At 68.1% G+C, this 18,778-nt stretch carries 21 protein-coding genes; 7 read left to right on the top strand and 14 right to left on the bottom strand.

Annotation, left to right across the window (positions count from 1 at the left end; genetic code table 11):
* The first annotated feature begins 31 nt into the window (after positions 1–31).
* From DM992_RS16960 to DM992_RS16950, 3 genes are all read left to right on the top strand, one after another.
* A complete protein-coding gene (locus DM992_RS16960) occupies positions 32–631 on the top strand; it encodes an NUDIX domain-containing protein (protein WP_111017651.1) in 600 nt (199 codons plus the stop codon).
* Positions 628–1,008 carry a DUF4406 domain-containing protein gene (locus tag DM992_RS16955; protein ID WP_111017650.1) on the top strand — a complete coding sequence of 127 codons (381 nt, stop codon included), beginning with the start codon at positions 628–630 and terminating at the stop codon, positions 1,006–1,008. The genes DM992_RS16960 and DM992_RS16955 overlap by 4 nt, the downstream gene beginning before the upstream one ends.
* Positions 1,009–1,204: 196 nt before the next feature.
* A complete protein-coding gene (locus DM992_RS16950) occupies positions 1,205–2,071 on the top strand; it encodes a Sir2 family NAD-dependent protein deacetylase (protein WP_111017649.1) in 867 nt (288 codons plus the stop codon).
* A gap of 37 nt (positions 2,072–2,108) precedes the next feature.
* Here the strand turns inward: DM992_RS16950 and DM992_RS16945 are convergent, their stop codons facing one another.
* Entirely contained in the window at positions 2,109–3,320 is a 1,212-nt protein-coding gene (locus DM992_RS16945; RefSeq protein ID WP_111017648.1) for a S53 family peptidase, read from the bottom strand.
* A gap of 201 nt (positions 3,321–3,521) precedes the next feature.
* On the bottom strand, positions 3,522–3,668 hold the full coding sequence (locus DM992_RS41700; protein ID WP_162631666.1) for a hypothetical protein: 147 nt from the start codon (positions 3,666–3,668) through the stop codon (positions 3,522–3,524).
* A gap of 68 nt (positions 3,669–3,736) precedes the next feature.
* On the opposite strand from DM992_RS41700, the gene crcB reads away from it, so the two are divergent.
* Together crcB and DM992_RS16935 are read left to right on the top strand one after the other, a co-directional pair.
* On the top strand, positions 3,737–4,123 hold the full coding sequence (crcB, locus tag DM992_RS16940; RefSeq protein ID WP_111017647.1) for a fluoride efflux transporter CrcB: 387 nt from the start codon (positions 3,737–3,739) through the stop codon (positions 4,121–4,123).
* 23 nt (positions 4,124–4,146) lie between these two features.
* On the top strand, positions 4,147–4,497 hold the full coding sequence (locus tag DM992_RS16935) for a DUF190 domain-containing protein (RefSeq protein WP_111017646.1): 351 nt from the start codon (positions 4,147–4,149) through the stop codon (positions 4,495–4,497).
* Between the two features lie 12 nt (positions 4,498–4,509).
* Here the strand turns inward: DM992_RS16935 and DM992_RS16930 are convergent, their stop codons facing one another.
* Both DM992_RS16930 and DM992_RS16925 read right to left on the bottom strand, forming a co-directional pair.
* On the bottom strand, positions 4,510–5,073 hold the full coding sequence (locus DM992_RS16930; protein ID WP_111017645.1) for a YggT family protein: 564 nt from the start codon (positions 5,071–5,073) through the stop codon (positions 4,510–4,512).
* A gap of 76 nt (positions 5,074–5,149) precedes the next feature.
* A complete protein-coding gene (locus tag DM992_RS16925; protein ID WP_111017644.1) occupies positions 5,150–6,079 on the bottom strand; it encodes a DUF2520 domain-containing protein in 930 nt (309 codons plus the stop codon).
* Between the two features lie 517 nt (positions 6,080–6,596).
* Here DM992_RS16925 and DM992_RS16915 point away from each other — a divergent pair.
* Positions 6,597–6,902, top strand: coding sequence for a hypothetical protein (locus DM992_RS16915; protein WP_027783774.1), 306 nt, complete (start codon positions 6,597–6,599; stop codon positions 6,900–6,902).
* Between the two features lie 118 nt (positions 6,903–7,020).
* Here DM992_RS16915 and DM992_RS16910 read toward each other — a convergent pair whose 3' ends face one another.
* Both DM992_RS16910 and DM992_RS16905 read right to left on the bottom strand, forming a co-directional pair.
* Positions 7,021–7,689 carry a LysE family transporter gene (locus DM992_RS16910; protein WP_111017643.1) on the bottom strand — a complete coding sequence of 223 codons (669 nt, stop codon included), beginning with the start codon at positions 7,687–7,689 and terminating at the stop codon, positions 7,021–7,023.
* Positions 7,690–7,745: 56 nt separating this feature from the next.
* On the bottom strand, positions 7,746–9,302 hold the full coding sequence (locus DM992_RS16905) for a UbiD family decarboxylase (RefSeq protein WP_111017642.1): 1,557 nt from the start codon (positions 9,300–9,302) through the stop codon (positions 7,746–7,748).
* A gap of 594 nt (positions 9,303–9,896) precedes the next feature.
* On the opposite strand from DM992_RS16905, the gene DM992_RS16900 reads away from it, so the two are divergent.
* Positions 9,897–11,021, top strand: a complete 1,125-nt coding sequence (locus DM992_RS16900; RefSeq protein WP_111017641.1) for a lytic transglycosylase domain-containing protein — start codon at positions 9,897–9,899, stop codon at positions 11,019–11,021.
* 107 nt (positions 11,022–11,128) lie between these two features.
* Here the strand turns inward: DM992_RS16900 and DM992_RS16895 are convergent, their stop codons facing one another.
* The 8 genes from DM992_RS16895 to hemL form a co-directional block, all read right to left on the bottom strand.
* Positions 11,129–12,325, bottom strand: a complete 1,197-nt coding sequence (locus DM992_RS16895; RefSeq protein WP_111017640.1) for a pyridoxal phosphate-dependent aminotransferase — start codon at positions 12,323–12,325, stop codon at positions 11,129–11,131.
* Positions 12,326–12,392: 67 nt separating this feature from the next.
* Positions 12,393–12,830 (bottom strand): transcription antitermination factor NusB, encoded by a 438-nt coding sequence (nusB, locus tag DM992_RS16890; protein WP_034182947.1) that lies wholly within the window; start codon positions 12,828–12,830, stop codon positions 12,393–12,395.
* The gene (ribH, locus tag DM992_RS16885; RefSeq protein ID WP_011351235.1) at positions 12,827–13,345 is read right to left on the bottom strand and encodes a 6,7-dimethyl-8-ribityllumazine synthase; all 519 of its coding nucleotides are present in this window, start codon (positions 13,343–13,345) and stop codon (positions 12,827–12,829) included. Before ribH ends, nusB begins: the two co-directional genes overlap by 4 nt.
* A 53-nt stretch (positions 13,346–13,398) precedes the next feature.
* Positions 13,399–14,541, bottom strand: coding sequence for a bifunctional 3,4-dihydroxy-2-butanone-4-phosphate synthase/GTP cyclohydrolase II (ribBA, locus tag DM992_RS16880; protein ID WP_111017639.1), 1,143 nt, complete (start codon positions 14,539–14,541; stop codon positions 13,399–13,401).
* 193 nt (positions 14,542–14,734) lie between these two features.
* Positions 14,735–15,253 carry a DUF1993 domain-containing protein gene (locus tag DM992_RS16875; RefSeq protein WP_111017638.1) on the bottom strand — a complete coding sequence of 173 codons (519 nt, stop codon included), beginning with the start codon at positions 15,251–15,253 and terminating at the stop codon, positions 14,735–14,737.
* 447 nt (positions 15,254–15,700) lie between these two features.
* On the bottom strand, positions 15,701–16,330 hold the full coding sequence (locus tag DM992_RS16870; RefSeq protein ID WP_111017637.1) for a riboflavin synthase: 630 nt from the start codon (positions 16,328–16,330) through the stop codon (positions 15,701–15,703).
* Between the two features lie 14 nt (positions 16,331–16,344).
* Positions 16,345–17,466, bottom strand: coding sequence for a bifunctional diaminohydroxyphosphoribosylaminopyrimidine deaminase/5-amino-6-(5-phosphoribosylamino)uracil reductase RibD (ribD, locus tag DM992_RS16865; protein WP_111017636.1), 1,122 nt, complete (start codon positions 17,464–17,466; stop codon positions 16,345–16,347).
* Positions 17,467–17,481: 15 nt separating this feature from the next.
* On the bottom strand, positions 17,482–18,765 hold the full coding sequence (gene hemL / locus DM992_RS16860; RefSeq protein ID WP_014897811.1) for a glutamate-1-semialdehyde 2,1-aminomutase: 1,284 nt from the start codon (positions 18,763–18,765) through the stop codon (positions 17,482–17,484).
* Positions 18,766–18,778 lie beyond the last annotated feature (13 nt).

Raw genomic sequence — 18,778 nt, 5'->3', positions numbered from 1 at the left:
GGCGCCGTCTTTTGTCGAATGGGAGGCTGTGATGGCTGCAACGCGGGACCGCGTGCGCATCGTCGATACGACGGTGCTGTCCGATGACTGGTATGTGCTGAAAAAGGTGACGTTCGATTTCCTGCGCCGCGACGGAACGTGGCAGCGCCTGAGCCGCGAGACGTACGACCGCGGCAACGGCGCGACCATCCTGCTGCGCAATGCCGGCACGGGCGACGTGCTGCTGACGCGGCAGTTCCGGATGCCGGCGTTCGTCAGCGGGCACGATGGCATGCTGCTCGAAGCGGCTGCCGGCCTGCTCGACGACGCGACGCCCGAAGCACGCATCCGCGCGGAGGCCGAGGAGGAGACCGGCTATCGCGTGCGGGGCGTGCGCAAGGTGTTCGAGGCGTTCATGAGCCCTGGGTCCGTGACGGAGAAGCTGCATTTCTTCGTCGGCGAATACGACGCGTCGCTGCGCACCGGCGACGGCGGCGGCGTCGCGGAAGAGGGCGAGGATCTCGAGGTCGTCGAGATGCCGCTGCAGGCCGCGCTGGACGCGGTCGAGCGCGGCGAGATCCTCGACGCGAAGACGATCATGCTGCTGCAGTACGTCGCGCTGCGGGAAACCGCCGGCGCGCGCGCGGCATGACGCCGCTGCTCGTGCTGGTTGCCGGCCCTTATCGCAGCGGCACGGACGGCGACCCCGCGCGCATCGCCGCGAACCTGCACCGTCTGGAAGCGGCGGCGCTCGCCGTATATCGCCGCGGGCATGTGCCGATGATCGGCGAGTGGGTGTCGCTGCCGCTCGCGGTTGCGGCCGGGTCGCGACAGATCGGCGACGAAATCAGCGAGGCGTTCCTGTATCCGGCCGCGCACCGGCTGCTGCAGCGCTGCGATGCGGTATGGCGGATCGACGGCGCGTCGCGTGGCGCCGATGCGGACGTCAGCCTCGCGCGGCAGCTTGGCAAGCCGGTCTATTTCGCGATCGACGAGATTCCGGTCGCGCAAGACGATTCGGATAGCTGAGCAGGTGGGGAGGTGGCGGATCGCGACGTCGCCCGGGCTTCGCTGCGTCGGCGGCAGCGAGAAAAGCCCGGCGCCGCGCGGAATCACGACGTTGCGATCGCGTCATGTCTTTGCATTGCACATATGGTGTCGCGCCCGAACCGGCGTATGATCGCGACGCCGCCCGCGCACCGTTCGACGTTACCGCCGCCCCATCATGCCGTTTCCCGATCCCGACGATTCCACCGCTGCCGCCGCGCAGCTTTCCGCCGATCTCGTCGCTGCCGCCGTTGACGTGCTCGCGCGCGCCGACGCGTTGCTCGTGACGGCCGGCGCGGGCATCGGCGTCGATTCCGGGTTGCCCGATTTTCGTGGCACGGACGGTTTCTGGCGCGCGTATCCGGCGCTGCGCCACGAGCGTTTCGAATTCCACGAGATCGCGTCGCCGCACGCGTTCCGTGCGCGTGCGCAACTCGCGTGGGGGTTCTACGGGCACCGTCTCGCGCTTTACCGCGCGACGGTGCCGCATGCGGGTTTCGCGATCCTGCGTCGCTGGATCGACGCGATGCCGAATGGCGGCTTCGTGCTGACGAGCAACGTCGACGGCCAGTTCCAGAAAGCCGGTTTCGACCCGGCGCGGATCGTCGAGATCCATGGCTCGATTCACGCGATGCAGTGCCTGCGGCCGTGCTCGGACGATACGTGGGATGCGGCGCCGTTCGTGCCGGACGTCGACGAAGCCACCTGCCGGCTGGTCGGCGAAGCGCCGCGCTGCCCGCACTGCGGCGGCCTCGCGAGGCCGAACATCCTGATGTTCGGCGACACCGGCTGGCTCGGTGCGCGCTACGACGCGCAGGAACGTGCGCTGGAAGACTGGATCGTGCAGGCCGGCCGTGTCGCCGTGGTCGAGATCGGCGCGGGCACCGCGATTCCGACCGTGCGCCTGTTGAGCGAACGGCTCGGCGCCGACGTGATCCGCATCAACGCGCGCGAAGCGCATGCGCGCCGCTCGGACGTGATCGGGTTGAAGGGCGGTGCGCTGGCGACGCTGACCGTGCTTGACCGCGCATGGCGCGGCGGCTGAACGCCGCGCCGTGGACCGACCGGCGACGCTCGGGTGGTTACGGCTGGGCGACGAGCGCCTGCACGAGCGACGGTGCTTGCGGCGAACCGAGACCCGTCACGTAGTCGTAGCCGCCCGCTGCGTTGCAGATGCTGCCGCAATTGCCGTTGGACCCGGTCGTCACGTCGTGAAAGTCGCTGCCGTATGCGGTTTTGCCGACCGTATAGAGCGAGTCGTAGGTGCCGCTCAACCGGCTCTTGCCGGCCGCCGCGCGCAGCGAATTCGCGATCGCGACGAGCGCCGACCATTGCGGCGCGCCCGCGCTCGTGCCGCCGACCTGGAACCAGCCCGCCTGCCCCTGGTAGGCGACCGAGTCGTACACCGCGAAGCCGGTGGACGGATTCGCGTCGTAGCTGACGTCGGGCACGCCGCGCTTGCCGGCGACCGGAACCGGCCATGCGGTCTGGCCGGCCGGCTCGGCCTCGACGGTGCTCACGCCGCCGCCGCTGCCGCTCCACGCCGCCTCGCCGACGTAGCTGCCGTACGCATCGATGGACAACGTCGTGCCGCCCACCGCCAATACGTACGGCGACGCCGCCGGGTAATCGGTCCCGGCGCCGCTGTCGCCGGACGACGCGACGAACGTGACGCCCGCGACGTTGAAGTGGCTGTCGAAGCCGGCCTCGCTGCTGAACTCGCTGCCGCCGAAACTCATCGATACGACCGACGCGCCGCGCTTGACCGCGACGTCGACCGCGGCCAGCAGGTCGCTGAAGCTGGCCGACGCGGCCTCGACGAGCACGATCTTCGCCTTTGGCGCGATCGCATGCACCCATTCGACATCGAGCGACATCTCGAGCGCCCAGCCCGAATCGGTCCTGGGCCGCGTACCGCGCGCATACACCTTGGTGAAGCAGCCGTTCGACGACGTGCAGGCCGGCAGCGAGAACGCGTTGCTGAACACGCCGAGATCGGCCTCGATCTTCGGGTCGTCGTACGCGTCGACGATCGCGACAACCATCCCGTCGCCCTGGTTGGCGATCGAGTCGAACCCGTACGCGTGTCGGGTGAGCGCGGGCGTGAGGCCGGATATCGAAGCCGTGCTCGCGCGCGGCTTCGTGTGAAACGGCGGGCGCGCGTATCCTTTCGGCGCGCGGTTGCCTTCGACGTAGGACGGCGGTCCGTTGCCGTCGGCGAGCGCGACATTCGATGCGAGCAGCGATGCGCACAGCGCCGGAATCAACATGGCTGACAGGCGAATATTGTTCATTTTTCGAGTCTCCATGTCGATGGAGTGGGGTGGCGGAACAAGTCTACAAAATCGGCGAAGTCAATTGCATGGAATATCGGCCGGATACGGGAATGTCTGATAAGGGAAACTCCGCGGAAGCCCCGTGAAATATGGGTTTTTCAAGGTGGGCGTGCAGCGGATGAAGCTGCGTTGCCGAATTTTGAAAACGCTGATGGATAATCAATTGGTTTTTAATTGATTTGTAATATCCTGCGTAATGCGTCGGAAAATATCGAGTGCGACGGATTCGCGGGAATAATGAAATGCATCGTGCCCGTGCGACACGATCCGGCGCACGACGGCCCGTTCCGCCGGCGTTGCCGCCACGGCGCGATTCCGCATACAGTTCAGCGTAGGCCGCATCCGCCACGCGGCGTCGTCAGCGAGGAGTGCCCTTGTTCTATTCGATCGTCGCGATCTTCGTCGGCGCCGGGCTCGGCGCGGTGCTGCGCTGGTTCCTGAGCCTCGCGCTCAACGAATTCTTTCCCGAGGTGCCGCTCGGCACGCTCGCCGCGAACCTGATCGGCGGCTACGTGATCGGCATTGCCGCCGTCGTGTTCACGACCCGCGTCGGGCTGCCGCCCGAATGGCGGCTGTTCGTGATCACGGGTTTCCTCGGCGGCCTCACGACGTTTTCGACCTATTCGGTCGAAGTGATGACGCATGCGTTGCAGGGCGAATTCGGATGGGCGTTTGCGGTGGCTGCCCTACACTTGACTGGATCGTTCGCGCTGACGGCGCTCGGCATGTGGACCGCGCGCGCGTGGCTCGCGGCGGCTTGAGCGTGCCGCCATCGGAGGGAGCGATGGACAAGGTCTTCTTGCGTTTCTATGTGCACGAGCAGCATCGGCTGCACTGGAAGCCGCTGTGGGAATGGCTGCTGGAGGAGGCGAACCGGATGGGCGTCGCGGGCGGTTCCGCATTTCGCGCGATGGCCGGCTTCGGCCAGCATCGCGTGCTGCACGAGGACCGCTTCTTCGAGCTGCAGGGTTCGCTTGCGATCGAGGTCGAATTCATCGTCACCGAGGACGAGGCGCAGCGTTTGCTCGAACGGTTGTCGCGCGAGAAAGTGCGCGTGTGCTACGCGATGATTCCGGCGCGCTTCGGCGTGATCGACACGCTCGGCGCGCCGCCGGCGCAGGGGCCGGCGGCGTAGGGGCAGCGTCAGTCAGATGCCGAAGATCGTCAGCGACACGGCGGCGCGCGTGACGATCATCAGCAGCACCTGCACGATCACGAACAGCAGGATCGGCGACAGGTCGATGCCGCCGAGGTTCGGGATGATGCGGCGCAGCGGGTTCAGGAACGGTGCGGTGAGCTGGAAGAGGATCGGCATCGCCGGCGAGCGCGGGTTGAGCCACGACAGCAGCGCCATCAGGATCGTCATCCAGATCACGAGGTTGAGCGCCCACTTCACGACGGTGAGCAGCGCGACCACGACGAGCGTCGGGATCGCCGCGGCCGGATCGAAGCCGGCCATCACGACCATCAGCACGACATAGACGAGCGCGGTCAGCAGCGCGGCGACGACGCTGGCCCAGTCGATGCCGCGTACGCCCGCGATCACGCGGCGCAGCGGCAGCACGAGCCAGTTGGTCGCCTGCAGCACGGCCTGCGTGACGGGGTTGTACGGCGGCACGCGGACGGCCTGCATCCAGACGCGCAGGATCAGCGCGGCGCCGAACAGCGTGAAGACGGTATTGAGCAGAAAACGGGCGATCTCGCCGAACATCGTTGGCATCCTTTTTATACAGTCGAGTAGCGTGCGGCCGCCAACGCCGGATGGCGGCGCATCGGCCGACACCTTATCACGCCTCGTCTCGCGACGGGGAGGGGGGCGAGGCCGTGCGCGCGAGCGACGTTTCGACGGCTTCGGCGAGCGCCGGCAGCGACGCCGGCGGCGCGGCACGCTTCGCCGCGAGCGCGACCGCGCGGCGCGTCATCAGCGCGTACAGCGTCGCGTGATCGCCGCCGCGCGCTTCGAGCAGCGCGAGCTGGCGTTCGACGATGCCCGTATCGCCGCGCGACACGGGGCCGGCGAGCGCGTTCGCGAGCCCCTTGTCGCGCGCGGTTTCGATCGTGCCGGCGAGCATCGGCAGCAGTGCGCGCAGCGCGGCTTCCTCATCGAAACCGAGGCCGCGCCACAGCTCGACCGCTTCCGACAGCCCGCACAGCGCGAAGCTCGCCGCGTAGTGTGCGGCTGCGTGATAGAGCATCCGGCCGCCGGGCGGAATCGACAGCGGATGGCAGCCGAGTGCGGCAGCAAGTCGCATCAGCGTCGCGTGCAGCGCGCCGTCGGCTTCGATCGTGACCGAGCAGCCGTCGATGCGTGCGAGGTCGGCGTCGGTGCCGCCGAACAGGTAGAGCGGATGGAAGCCGCCGGTGGCCGCGCCTTGCCGTTTCGCCGGATCGAGCAGCGCGACCGCCGACGCGCCGCTGCAATGGACGATTGCCTGGCTGGCGGCGCGCGACGCATCGAAGCGGAGCGCCGCGGCGGTCGACGCGAGATGGTCGTCGGGGACCGTCAGGAAGATCAGGTCGGCGGCGTCGGCGACCTGCTGCGGCGTGTCGACGGCCCGGCAGCCGGCGATGCGCGCGGCGAGCGCCGCGGCCGATTCGGGCGTCCGGCTCGCGATCGCGACGACGGGAAAGCCGGCCTGCGCGAAGCGCTGTGCGACGCAGCGCGCGAGGCGGCCGGCGCCGATGAAACCGAGACGGGGTGTGTCGGGAAGAGGCATGGCGGCGGACGTAAGCGAAAACGAAGCAGCCGCCAGTATCGCAGGAATGAAGGTGCGGTCGTGGAAGGTCGATTACCGCGCGGACGCATGTATTCGTTACCGGTGGGGCGGCACGATTCGCACGCGTACTTGCGGCCGGCATTACGGTCGAATTCCGATCGGTGAATCCGACCCCGAAACATGTTGCGCCGCGCGTTCCTCTTGAATCGTCGGCGTCCTGTTTCAAATTTGTAATCGTTCATTACGCTCGCGCGCTCGCCGCGCGTGCCGTATCCGGTAAGACTGACCGGCCATTGCGTTGCGCCCCGTCTCGTCGGACGGAATCGCGCGACCCGCAAGGGTTGCCGCAATCCTCGGAAGCCACGCCGCACGGCGGCTACGGCCGCATGCAATTGCAATTTGCAACAAATGCGAAACACGCGAGAGGCGGGTTTTCGCTACATTGCTTGCATGCGACGTGCATGCCCGCCGTTGCCGACAGGAGCGCATAAAATACCGCTCCAGCAGGAGAATCGAAGTGAAAAAGCTCATTCCGTTCATCGCCGCCGCCGCGCTGGGTCTGGGTGCCGCAAGCGCCGCGCAGGCTCACGTGTCGATCGGGGTCGGCATCGGTATCCCGGTTGCACCCGCGTATCCCGTCTATGCACCGCCGCCGCCCGTGTATTACGCGCCGCCGCCTCCGCCCGTCTACTACGCGCCGGCACCGGCCTACTATGCGCCGCCGCCTGCCGTGGTCGTCGGCGGCTACGGCGGTTACTACGGTCGTCCATACTGGCGTCATGGTTACGGCGGCTGGGGCCATCACGGCTACTGGCGTCGCTGATCCGTCCCGCGCGGCCTGATCGCGCGTGGCAAAACGGCGCAACGTCCCGCGAGGGGCGCTGCGCCGTTTTTCATTGGGGTTGCCGCAACGACACGCGGCCCGCGCAGGCCGGCTTCGCTTACGCCGCGTGCACGATCAGGTCGCGGTAGCCGCCGACGATCACGCTGTACGAGAAATACGCGAACAGCAGCGCCGACGCGATGTGGCACGCGCGCATCAGCCCGGCGCCCGCGCGCTTGCGGCCCTGGCTCGCGAGCGTGCACATGAAGAGCGTCCACGCGAGGCCGCCGAGGAAGAAGCCCGACAGGAACACCGACGCGGTGGCCGGCGTGGTCGCGCCGGCTTTCGCGATCAGCGCGCCGCCGACCGCCGCGAACCACAGGATCGCGCTCGGCGACGACATCGCGAGCAGCATCCCGCGCAGGAAACTGCGCCGCGCGCTTGCGCGCGGCGGCGGTGCCGCGTCAGCGTCGTCGTCGGCCGCCCTGGCCGGCGCGAGCGCTTCGCGCGCCATTTTCCACGTGAGGAACAGCAGCACCGCGCCGCCGCCGATCCAGACGATCCAGCGCACGGCCTCGAACTGCAGCAGCACGGCCATCCCCGCGAGCGCGAGCGCCGCGTAGAGGAGGTCGCCGACGCACGAGCCGACGCCGAGCCAGAAGCCCGGCCGGAAGCCGTGCGACAGCGTCAGCGACAGCATCGCGACATTCACGAGGCCGATGTCGAGACACAGCGACAGCGACAGGAAGAAACCGTCGGACAGCATCGAGGCGGGAGGAAAGCTCATCTTCGTCGTTCTGGTGGTGGGTGCGATGCACGGGCCGGCGGGCGCCGGCTACTGCCTCAGAGTCCGATCTCCTGCCAGAGCCGGTCGACGCGCGCCTTCACGGCCGCGTCCATCTCGATCGGACGGCCCCATTCGCGGTTCGTCTCGCCGGGCCACTTGTTGGTCGCGTCGAGCCCCATCTTCGAGCCGAGACCGGCAACCGGCGACGCGAAATCGAGATAGTCGATCGGCGTGCTGTCGACCATCACCGTGTCGCGCACGGGGTCGACGCGCGTCGTGATCGCCCAGATCACTTCCTTCCAGTCGCGGATGTTCACGTCCTCGTCGACGACCACGATGAACTTCGTATACATGAACTGCCGCAGGAAGCTCCACACGCCGAACATCACGCGCTTCGCGTGGCCCGCGTAGCTCTTCCTCATCTGGACGATGGCCATCCGGTAGCTGCAGCCTTCGGGCGGCAGGTAGAAGTCGGTGATCTCCGTGAACTGCTTCTGCAGCAGCGGCACGAATACCTCGTTGAGCGCGACGCCGAGCACCGCGGGTTCGTCGGGTGGTTTGCCCGTGTAGGTCGAGTGGTAGATCGCGTCGCGGCGCATCGTGATGCGCTCGACGGTGAATACCGGAAACCACTCCTGCTCGTTGTAATAGCCGGTGTGGTCGCCGTACGGCCCTTCGAGCGCGTGCTCGTACGCGGCGGACGCGTTGCCGGCCGGACGCGGGGGCGCGCCGGCCGGAGCGGGGGCAGGGGTGCCGTCCTGCGGATGGATGAAGCCTTCGAGCACGATCTCCGCGCGCGCGGGCACCTGCAGCGTGTCGACGCCGGGCGTCAGGCACTTGGCGAGCTCGGTGCGGCTGCCGCGCAGCAGGCCGGCGAACTGATACTCGGACAGCGAATCGGGCACGGGCGTCACCGCGCCGAGCGTCGTGGCCGGATCGGCACCGAGCACGACCGCGACCGGATACGGCTTGCCGGGGTTCTGCAGCGCGAATTCGCGGAAGTCGAGCGCGCCGCCGCGATGCGCGAGCCAGCGCATGATCAGCTTGTTGCGGCCGATCAGCTGCTGGCGGTAGATGCCGAGGTTCTGGCGCGCCTTGTTCGGACCGCGCGTGACCGTCAGGCCCCACGTGACGAGCGGCCCCGCGTCGCCGGGCCAGCAGGTCTGAATCGGCAGCTTGTGCAGATCGACGTCGGCGCCTTCCCAGACGATCTCCTGGCACGGCGGCGACGACACCGACTTCGGCGCCATGTCCCATACGGCCTTCGCGAGCGACAGCAGCTTGCCGGCGTCCTTCAGGCTCTTCGGCGGGTCGGGCTCCTTCAGTGCGGACAGCAGGCGCCCGAGATCGCGCAGCGAGCCGAGCGCGGCGTCGTCGCCCGCATCGACGCCCATCCCGAGCGCGACGCGGCGCGGCGTGCCGAACAGGTTGCCGAGCACGGGAAACGCATTGCCGGGCGGCGCGTTGAACAGCAGCGCAGGGCCGCCGGCGCGCAGCACGCGGTCGCACAGCTCGGTCATTTCGAGCACGGGCGACACGGGTTGCGTGACGCGCCGCAGCTCGCCGAGCGCCTCGAGGCGCTGGATGAAATCGCGTAAGTCTTTGTATTTCATGAAGAAGGTCCGGGCCGCCCGCATGGCGGGCGACGGTGGGCGGGCGCAGCGGCCGGCTGCGGCCCCGAATCGACCGACGATTTTACCCGGCCCGGCGCATGGACGCCCGGCCGCGAAAAAAGTCGACCGCGCGCAAACCCCTACGGCAAGGGGCTCCCGATCTGAAGGGCGGCTTTAAATTACTTTTTGTTATGATTTTGAGATTTTATAGTGTTGACGATCTATAAAACCCTGCTAGAATCCGCTCACATTGGTTGCAGGGTAAAAGGCTTCGAGCCGCCAATCACCGATCTTTGACGCAGCGCGTCACCGTCCGCCGAACCCTGCACGGCGTATTCGACGGCCTTAGTCGTAGTCCCAGCCAGCGCTACCAGACGCTGGTTTTTTGCGTGGGTGCCACCGCGTATGCCCGTCTCGCCCAGTGTGCGAAGGCGTCGGCCTTCTTACACCGTGGCCTCGAACGGTACTTATACCGTTTCCCCGATGCTTGCACGTCCCAACCAAGGCGTGCGGCGTCGTGATTCCGCGGCGCGTTTTTGTCTCGCCATCGAGCTGAGCGAGCCGCACGAGTCATGTTCATGGGAGATGATCTGAATGAACGCTTGGTTATCGTGGCGTCCCACTGAGCAGCATGCGCAAATCGTGCGCAACATGCTGCGTCGCGGGACGCGTGTCAGTCACCATCTATTCAGCGTTGTCGGCTGTCTCGCTGTCGCGGTTGCGCTTGCACTGTGGCTGCTGCCAACCGTACGCGGCACGCTTGCCGCGAAGCTGATGCCGGTCGTATCCGCGGCCGTGCAGGCCGGGCCTGCCCGTTTGCTGTCCGGCCATCCGCTGCCGAACTTCGCGCCTGCCGGCGCGCAGCCGCAGCAGGAAGAGAGCCCCGAAACGGACGCGCTTGCGGTCGGCCTCGATGTCGCACCGGAAGCCGCCGCGCAGGGCGATGCGTCCGATCCGGCCCGCAACGGCCCGTCGCCCGTCGCGCTCGCGAAACTGATCCCGACCCAGCGGGTGCCGGCCGACGCGCGCGACGATCGTGCGCTCGCGTCGAACCGCGAACAGGCGCTCGTCGCGACCTATCTGTCGCGCCGTTACCGCATCGCCCAGGAGCCGCTCGGACAGCTCGTCAAGGCCGCGTTCCAGACCGGCCGTGACGTCGGTCTCGATCCGCTGCTGCTGCTGTCCGTGATGGCGATCGAATCGGGCTTCAACCCGTATGCCGAAAGCGGCGTCGGCGCGAAGGGCCTGATGCAGGTCATGTCGAAGGTCCATTCCGACAAGTTCGAGTATTTCGGCGGCACCGATACCGCGCTGCAGCCGCTCGCGAACCTCCAGGTCGGCGCGCTCGTGCTGAAGGACTGCATCGCCCGCGGCGGCTCGCTCGCGAACGGCCTGCGCCTGTACAACGGCTCGACGAACCCTGACGACAACGCATACGGCGCGAAGGTGATGGCCGAGCGCGGCCGGCTGCGCGACGTGTCGCACGGTCGCAGCGTGCCGGTCAATGCACCGCAGGCGCCTGCGCAGCCGGCGAAGCCGATCGTCACGACCGCTGCCGTGACGGCAGCGGCAGGCGGCGCGAAGCGTGTGCATGCGACGCTCGAAACCGCGACGTCGACGAAGACGACGGCGTCGAAGGACGCGTCGCCGCAGAACGACGCGAGCGTCGATACCGTGAAGCAGTCGCACGGCGCCGACCATTCGGAGCTCGGCGCGTAACGTATTGCGTACCGCGCGGTTCCGGCCGGCTGGAAATGAGAAAGGCACCCGATCGGGTGCCTTTTCCTTTTGCGGTGCGCGAAACGGCCGGTGTGCCGGCCGCGGCGTCAGTGCTGCCCGAACAGTGTTGCGAGCCGATCGACCGCCTCCTCGAGCCGCGAGTAGGCCGTCGCATAGGACAGACGGATATAGTCTCGCGGCGCATGGACGCCGAAGTCCATGCCGGGCACCAGCACGACGCCCGCGTCGTGCAGCATCGCCTGCGTGAGCGCGGCGCTGTCGCCGGCTGCCGGGTGGGCGACGCCGCCGCAATGCGCATATACGTAGAACGCGCCGTCCGGCATCACCGGAACCGTGAAACCGAGCCGTTCGAGCGCCGGTGCGATGAAATCGCGGCGACGCTTGAATTCGAGCCGGCGTGCCTCGTAGATGTCGAGCGTGGCCGGCTCGAAGCACGCGAGCGCCGCGTGCTGCGCGAGTGCGGACGGGCAGATGAACAGGTTCTGCGCAAGCTTTTCGAACGTGCCGACCAGCGCGGGCGGCACGACGAGCCAGCCGAGCCGCCAGCCGGTCATGCTGAAATACTTGGAGAAGCTGTTCACGGTGACGACATCGTCGCCGAACGACAGCGCCGACACGGGCGCCGCGTCGTAGCTGAGCCCCTGGTAGATCTCGTCGACGATCGTGAAACCGCCGCGTGCGCGCACGGCTTCGACAATCCGCTTCAGTTCGTCCGGCTCGAGCGACGTGCCGGTCGGGTTCGACGGCGACGCGAGCAGCACGCCGCGCGTGCGGTCGCTCCAGCGCGTGCGGACGTCGTCCTCGGTGAGCTGGAAGCGCGCGTCCGGGCCGCTCGGCACGAGCACTGCGCGGCCTTCGGCCGCCGCGACGAAGTGCCGGTTGCACGGATACGACGGGTCGGGCATCAGCACCTCGTCGTCGCGGCCGACGAGCGCGAGGCACGCGAGCAGTAGCGCGGCCGATGCGCCGGCCGTCACGACGATCCGTTCGGGGCTGATCGTGAGGCCATATGCGCGCGCGTAGTGCGCGGCGATCGCTTCGCGCAGCGGCGCAATGCCGAGTGCGCTCGTGTACTGCGTGACGCCGCGGCGCAGCGCGGCCGCGGCCGCTTCGACGACAGGCTCCGGCGCGGTGAAATCCGGTTCGCCGATGCCCATGTGGATAACATCGCGCCCGGAGGACTCGAGCCGCTGTGCCTCCTTCATCAGTTCCATCACATAGAAGGGCTGGATCGCGTCGACGCGTGCGGCGAGCGTGACGAGCGAATCGGCGGTGGTATTCATTGGTCGGGCGGGGCGGGGGAGAGAATGAAAAACGGGCGCTTGCGCGCCCGTGGACAAACAAACGGCATCAGCCGTTGCGGCGCGCCTGCGTTTCGGCGGGGCGCAGCTTCGCGGCGAGCTTGTCGAGCACGCCGTTCACGTACTTGTAGCCGTCGGAGCCGCCGAACGTCTTCGCGAGTTCGACAGCTTCGTTGATGATCACGCGATACGGCGTTTCGACGTGGTGCGTGAGCTCGAACGTCGCGATCAGCAGCACGGCGCGTTCGACCGGCGACAACTGCTCGATCGGACGGTCCAGCGACGGCGTCAGCGCTTCGACGAGCGTCGCGTGCTCGCGGATCACGCCGTGCAGGATGGCTTCGAGCAGCTCCTTGTCAGCCTTGTCGTAACCGAGCGCGCCGCGCAGTTGCGCGTCGATCTCGCCGGAGGGCGCGCTCGACAGCAGCCACTGATACAGGCCCTGCGTCGCCAGCTCGCGCGATTGTCGGCGGGCGCTCTTCTTCATGCGCGCTCCTCTTCGTCGTCTTCGTCCTCTTCTTCGTCCTCGTCATCGTCGCCGAGCTGGTCGAGCGCCATCGTCAGGTTGGCCATCTCGACGGCGACGCGCGCAGCGTCACGACCTTTTTCGGTCATGCGCGCGACGGCCTGCTCGTCGTTTTCGGTCGTCAGGACCGCGTTCGCGATCGGCAGGTTGAAGTCGAGGCCGATGCGGGTGATGCCCGCGCCGCTCTCGTTCGACACGAGCTCGAAGTGGTAGGTCTCGCCGCGGATCACCGCGCCGAGTGCGATCAGCGCGTCGAATTGGCCGCTTTCCGCCAGCTTCTGCAGCGCGAGCGGGATTTCCAGCGCGCCGGGCACCGACACGAGCAGCACGTCTTCACCGGTGACGCCGAGGCGCTCCAGTTCTTCGACGCACGCGTCGGCGAGACCGTTGCACACGGGCTCGTTGAAGCGCGATTGCACGATGCCGATACGCAGGCCGTCGCCTTCGAGATTCGGTTGGTATTGTCCGATTTCCATGATCTTGTCCGTGGTGTGGATGAACGGTTATAGGGCGAAAGCGCCGTGGCGGGTTACGCGTGGGACGCCGGGCAGGACTTGGCTTCGCCGCCGGGCATCGGAATGAAGCCCGTGACTTCGAGGCCGTAGCCGGACATGCTGCCCAGCTTGCGCGGATTCGACAGCACCTGCATCTTGCCGACGCCGACATCGCGCAGGATCTGCGCGCCGATGCCGAACGTCTTGAAATCGACCGGCCGGCGCTTCAGCGCAGCGGCCTTTTCTTCCTCGTCGAACGCCTTGAAGACGTCGATCAGGTGTTCCTTCGTGTCGCCGCAGTTGAGCAGCACGATCACGCCGAGGTCGCGTTCCGCGATCTCGCGCATCGCGGCGTCGAGCGTCCACGAGTGGGTCGACACGCCCGTTTCGAGCAGGTCGAGCACCGACAGCGGCTCGTGCACGCGCACCGGCGTATCGACGTCGGGCGACGGCGTGCCGCGCACCAGCGCGATGTGCGGCGAACCGCTCGGCTGGTCGCGGTACAGCACCGCGCGGAACGTGCCGTGCGCGGTCTGCATCGTACGCTCGGCGATCCGCTCGATGATCGATTCGGTGCGGCTGCGATAGTGGATCAGGTCGGCGATCGTGCCGATCTTCAGACCGTGTTCCTTCGCGAATTCGATCAGGTCGGGCAGGCGCGCCATCGTGCCGTCGTCCTTGATGATCTCGCAGATCACCGCGGCCGGCGTGAGGCCCGCGAGCGCGGTGAAGTCGCAGCCGGCCTCGGTGTGGCCCGCGCGCACGAGCACGCCGCCCGGCTGCGCCATGATCGGGAACACGTGGCCCGGCTGCACGATGTGCTCGGGACGCACGTCGTGCGCGACGGCCGTGGCGATCGTGTGCGCGCGGTCGGCGGCCGAGATGCCGGTCGTCACGCCTTCGGCCGCTTCGATGCTGACCGTGAACGCGGTGCCGTACTGCGTGCCGTTGCGGTAGGTCATCAGCGGCAGGTGCAGCTGCTTGCAGCGTTCCTGCGTCAACGTCAGACAAACCAGGCCGCGGCCGTACCTGGCCATGAAGTTGATCGCTTCCGGTGTGACGAATTCGGCGGCGATCACGAGGTCGCCCTCGTTTTCGCGGTCTTCTTCGTCGACCAGGATCACCATCCGGCCGGCTTTCAGCTCGGCGATGATGTCGAGCGTGGAGGCGAGCGTCATAAGGGGGCGAGAAAGAGGAAAGTGCGTATTTTACGCCAGCCGGACGGCGTTTCGGCTGGCGCGGCTTGCGCTCGGCCGGCAAGCGCTCCGGAAGGCGGTGCAGCCGGCCTGCGCGGCAGGCCCGGCCGGGCCGCCGTGCGTTGCCTGCACGCGGGTGCGAGCGGTTGCGGGCCGGGCTGTGCCCGGCCACGCGTCACGCGTGCTCGTCGAGCCTGCCGAGGTAGTCGAGCTTGCCGAGCTCGACGCCGCTGTGGCGCAGGATGTCGTACGCGGTCGTCACGTGGAAGAAGAAATTGGGCAGCACGAAGTTCAGCAGGTACGACTGGCCGGTGAACTCGATCGGGCCGACGCGCATCTTCAGCACGATCTGGCGCGCCTCGCTGCCGTCGATCTGCGCGGCGTCGAAGCTTTTCAGGTAGTCGATCGTCTTCTGGATGCGCGCGTGCAGTTCGTCGAAGGTCTGCTCGACGTCCGGGTAGCTCGGGATCTCGGCGCCGGCGAGCCGCGCGGCGCAGCCCTTGGCCGTATCGGTCGCGATGTAGACCTGGCGGACGAGCGGCAGCATGTCCGGGTAGAGGCGCGCGCCGACGAACACCGACGGGTCGATCTGCTTCTCGGCCGCATGCGCCTGTGCCTTGCCGAGGATGTGCTGCAGGTTGGTCAGGCCGCGGATCAGGACGGGCAGCGAAGCCTGGTACATCGAGATGGACATGGGAACGACTCCTGTGGGAAAAGGGGCGGCCGGTACGCGGCGCGTCGTGCGTTGCGGCGTTGAAACCGCTGTCGACGCATCTTAGCGCGACGGGATGACGCGTGCGCGTCGTTGGCCGTTCGGCCGAGGATCGGGCCCGCGGGTCGACGAGCGGATGCGACGGGGAATCGTATCGATGGACCGAAGATCTCGGAATCGACCGACCGACGGGACAGGCTGCGGTTGGAAATGGGGCCGGGGCGTCGCCCCGTCATCGACGAGGCAGTGAAGCGCTGAAAGGCCGACCGCCCGACCGGGCGGCAACGCGCTCATGGAGCGGCTTGCCGGTATACGTCGCGGTTCGCGCAGGGCGGCCGGCGATTGGCAGAAAACGGCGGCGATGCGGACCCGGGCGGCCCGGGACCGAACCGCCGGCCGCCATTTTCAAGAAAACACGAAAAAGGACGATCAGTCCTGATGCACGCCCTGCGACGTCGACAGCATCCGCTCCACATACCGCGCGATCATGTCGACTTCGAGATTGACCTTGTCGCCGGCCTTCAGATGGCGCAGCGTCGTCACCTCGACCGTATGCGGAATCAGGTTGATCGAGAATTCGCAGCCGTCCGCGCGATCGTCGACCGTGTTGACGGTCAGGCTCACGCCGTTGACCGTGATCGACCCCTTGTACGCGAGATAGCGGCCGAGCTCGCGCGGCGCGACGATCCGCAGCTCGTGCGACTCGCCGACCGGCGCGAAGCGCGACACGGTGCCGAGGCCGTCGACGTGGCCCGACACGATGTGCCCGCCGAGCCGGTCATGTGCGCACAGTGCCTTCTCGAGGTTCACTTCGCCGGGCTGGGCGAGGCCGACCGTGCGGTTCAGGCTTTCGCGCGACACGTCGACGTCGAACGCGGTGTCGGTCTTGTCGATTACCGTCATGCACGCGCCCTGGATCGCGATGCTGTCGCCCAGCGCGACGTCGGCGAGGTCGAGCCCGCCGGCCAGCACGGTCAGACGCACACCGGCATCGGCCGACGTGCCGAGCGGATCGATCGATTCGATGCGGCCGACGGCCGCGACAATTCCGGTAAACATCGTGACGGTCCCGTTCAGTGCGTGGCGTCGGGCGGCGCGACGCGCGCCAGGATCCGCAGATCGTCGCCGATCCGCTCGACACCGTGAAACGACAGCCGCGTGCGTGCGTCGAGATTCGCCGGCGCGGCGAGGTCGAACATGCCGGCCGCGTCGGCGCCCAGCAGGCTCGGCGCGAGATAGACGAGCAATTCGTCGACGCATTGCTCGCGCAGCAGCGAGCCGTTCAGCTTGTGGCCGGCCTCGACGTGCAGCTCGTTGACGCCGCGCGCGCCGAGCGCCGCCAGCATCGCGGGCAGGTCGACCTTGCCGTGCGCATTTGCGAGCGACACGATTTCCGCGCCGCGCGCCTTCAGCACGTTCGCGCGCATTTCGCCGCTCGCGTCGAGCCGGCCGCAGAAGATCAGCAGCGGCGGGCCCTCGAGCAGCCGTGCGTCGAGCGGCAGGTCGAGGCGGCTGTCGACCAGGATGCGCTGCGGCTGGCGCGGCGTGTCGATGCCGCGCACGGTCAGCAGCGGGTTGTCCTCGCGCACGGTGCCGATGCCGGTGAGGATCGCGCAGGCGCGCGCACGCCACGCGTGCCCGTCGAGGCGCGCGGCCTCGCCGGTGATCCACTGGCTTTCGCCGGACGGCAGCGCGGTGCGGCCGTCGAGCGACGCGGCGGTCTTCATCCGCACCCACGGGCGGCCGCGCGTCATCCGCGACACGAAGCCGATGTTCAGTTCGCCGGCTTCGTGCGCGAGCAGCCCGCAGCGCACGTCGATGCCCGCGTCGCGCAGCATGCCGAGGCCGCGCCCCGACACCTGCGGATTCGGGTCTTCCATCGCCGCGACGACCTTCGCGACGCGCGCCTCGATCAGCGCGTTCGCGCACGGCGGCGTGCGGCCGAAATGGCTGCACGGCTCGAGCGTCACGTAGACGGTCGAGCCCGCGACGTCGTGGCCGCGCGAGCGCGCGTCCTTCAGCGCCTGCACTTCCGCGTGGTCCTGGCCGGCCGGCTGCGTGAAGCCTTCGCCGATCACGTCGCCGTCCTTGACGATCACGCAGCCGACGCGCGGATTCGGCGCCGTCGTATACATGCCGCGCGCGGCGAGCGCGAGCGCGCGCTCCATGTGGGCGAAATCGGTATCCGAGAACATGCGCGCGGCCCCGGGTCAGGCGGCGAGTGCCGCGAACGCGCGGCGCGCGGCCGCGAGCGTCGCGTCGATCACCGCGTCGTCGTGCGTGCTCGACACGAAGCCGGCCTCGTACGCGGACGGCGCGAAGTACACGCCCTCGTCGAGCATCAGGTGGAAGAAGCGGTTGAAGCGCTCGGTGTCGCTCTTCGTGACTTCCGCGAAGCTGGTCGGCACGCGTTCGGCGAAGTAGAGGCCGAACATCGCGCCGATCGAGTCGGCCGCGAACGGCACGCCGGCCGCGCGCGCTTCGGCCGCGAGGCCGTCGGCGAGACGCTTCGTCTGCGCGGTGAGCGCATCGTAGAAGCCGGGCGCCTGGATCAGCTGCAGCGTCTTCAGGCCCGCGGCGACCGCGATCGGGTTGCCCGACAGCGTGCCGGCCTGGTAGACGCCGCCGAGCGGCGCGAGGTGGGCCATGATGTCGCGGCGGCCGCCGAACGCGGCGGCCGGCATCCCGCCGCCGATCACCTTGCCGAGGCAGGTGAGGTCGGCGGTGATCCCGTAGTACGCCTGCGCGCCGCCGAGCGCGACGCGGAACCCGCACATCACCTCGTCGAAGATCAGCACCGCGCCGTGCTTCGTGCACAGCGCGCGCAGCGCGTTCAGGAATTCGGGCGTGCCGCGCACGAGATTCATGTTGCCCGCGACGGGCTCGACGATCACCGCGGCGATCTCGTCGCCGAACGCGCCGAATGCTTCCTCGAGCGCGGCGACGTTGTTGTATTCGAGGACGGTCGTGTGCTTCGCGATGTCGGCGGGCACGCCGGCCGACGTCGGGTTGCCGAACGTCAGCAGGCCGGAGCCGGCCTTCACGAGCAGGCTGTCCGCGTGGCCGTGGTAGCAGCCCTCGAACTTGACGATGCGGCTGCGGCCCGTGAAGCCGCGCGCGAGACGCAGCGCGCTCATCGTGGCCTCGGTGCCGCTCGACACCATCCGCACCTGCTCGATCGACGGCACGAGCTTGCAGATTTCCTCGGCGATCTCGATCTCGGCCTCGGTCGGCGCGCCGAACGAGAAGCCGTCGGCGAGCACGTTCTGCACGGCCGACAGCACTTCCGGATGGACGTGGCCGACGATCATCGGGCCCCACGAGCCGATGTAGTCGATGTACTGCTTGCCGTCGGCATCCCAGAAATACGGGCCTTGCGCGCGCGCGACGAAACGCGGCGTGCCGCCGACCGAACGGAATGCGCGCACCGGCGAGTTGACGCCGCCGGGAATGGTCTTCTGGGCGCGTTCGAAGAGAATCTGATTATTGGACATGGGCGAAACCTGC

It is taken from the genome of Burkholderia sp. JP2-270 (genome assembly GCF_003233675.1).
GTDB classification, from domain to species: domain Bacteria; phylum Pseudomonadota; class Gammaproteobacteria; order Burkholderiales; family Burkholderiaceae; genus Burkholderia; species Burkholderia pyrrocinia_C.
Note: the sequence above shows the minus strand (reverse complement) of the source record. Positions and strands in the feature narration are given on the sequence as shown.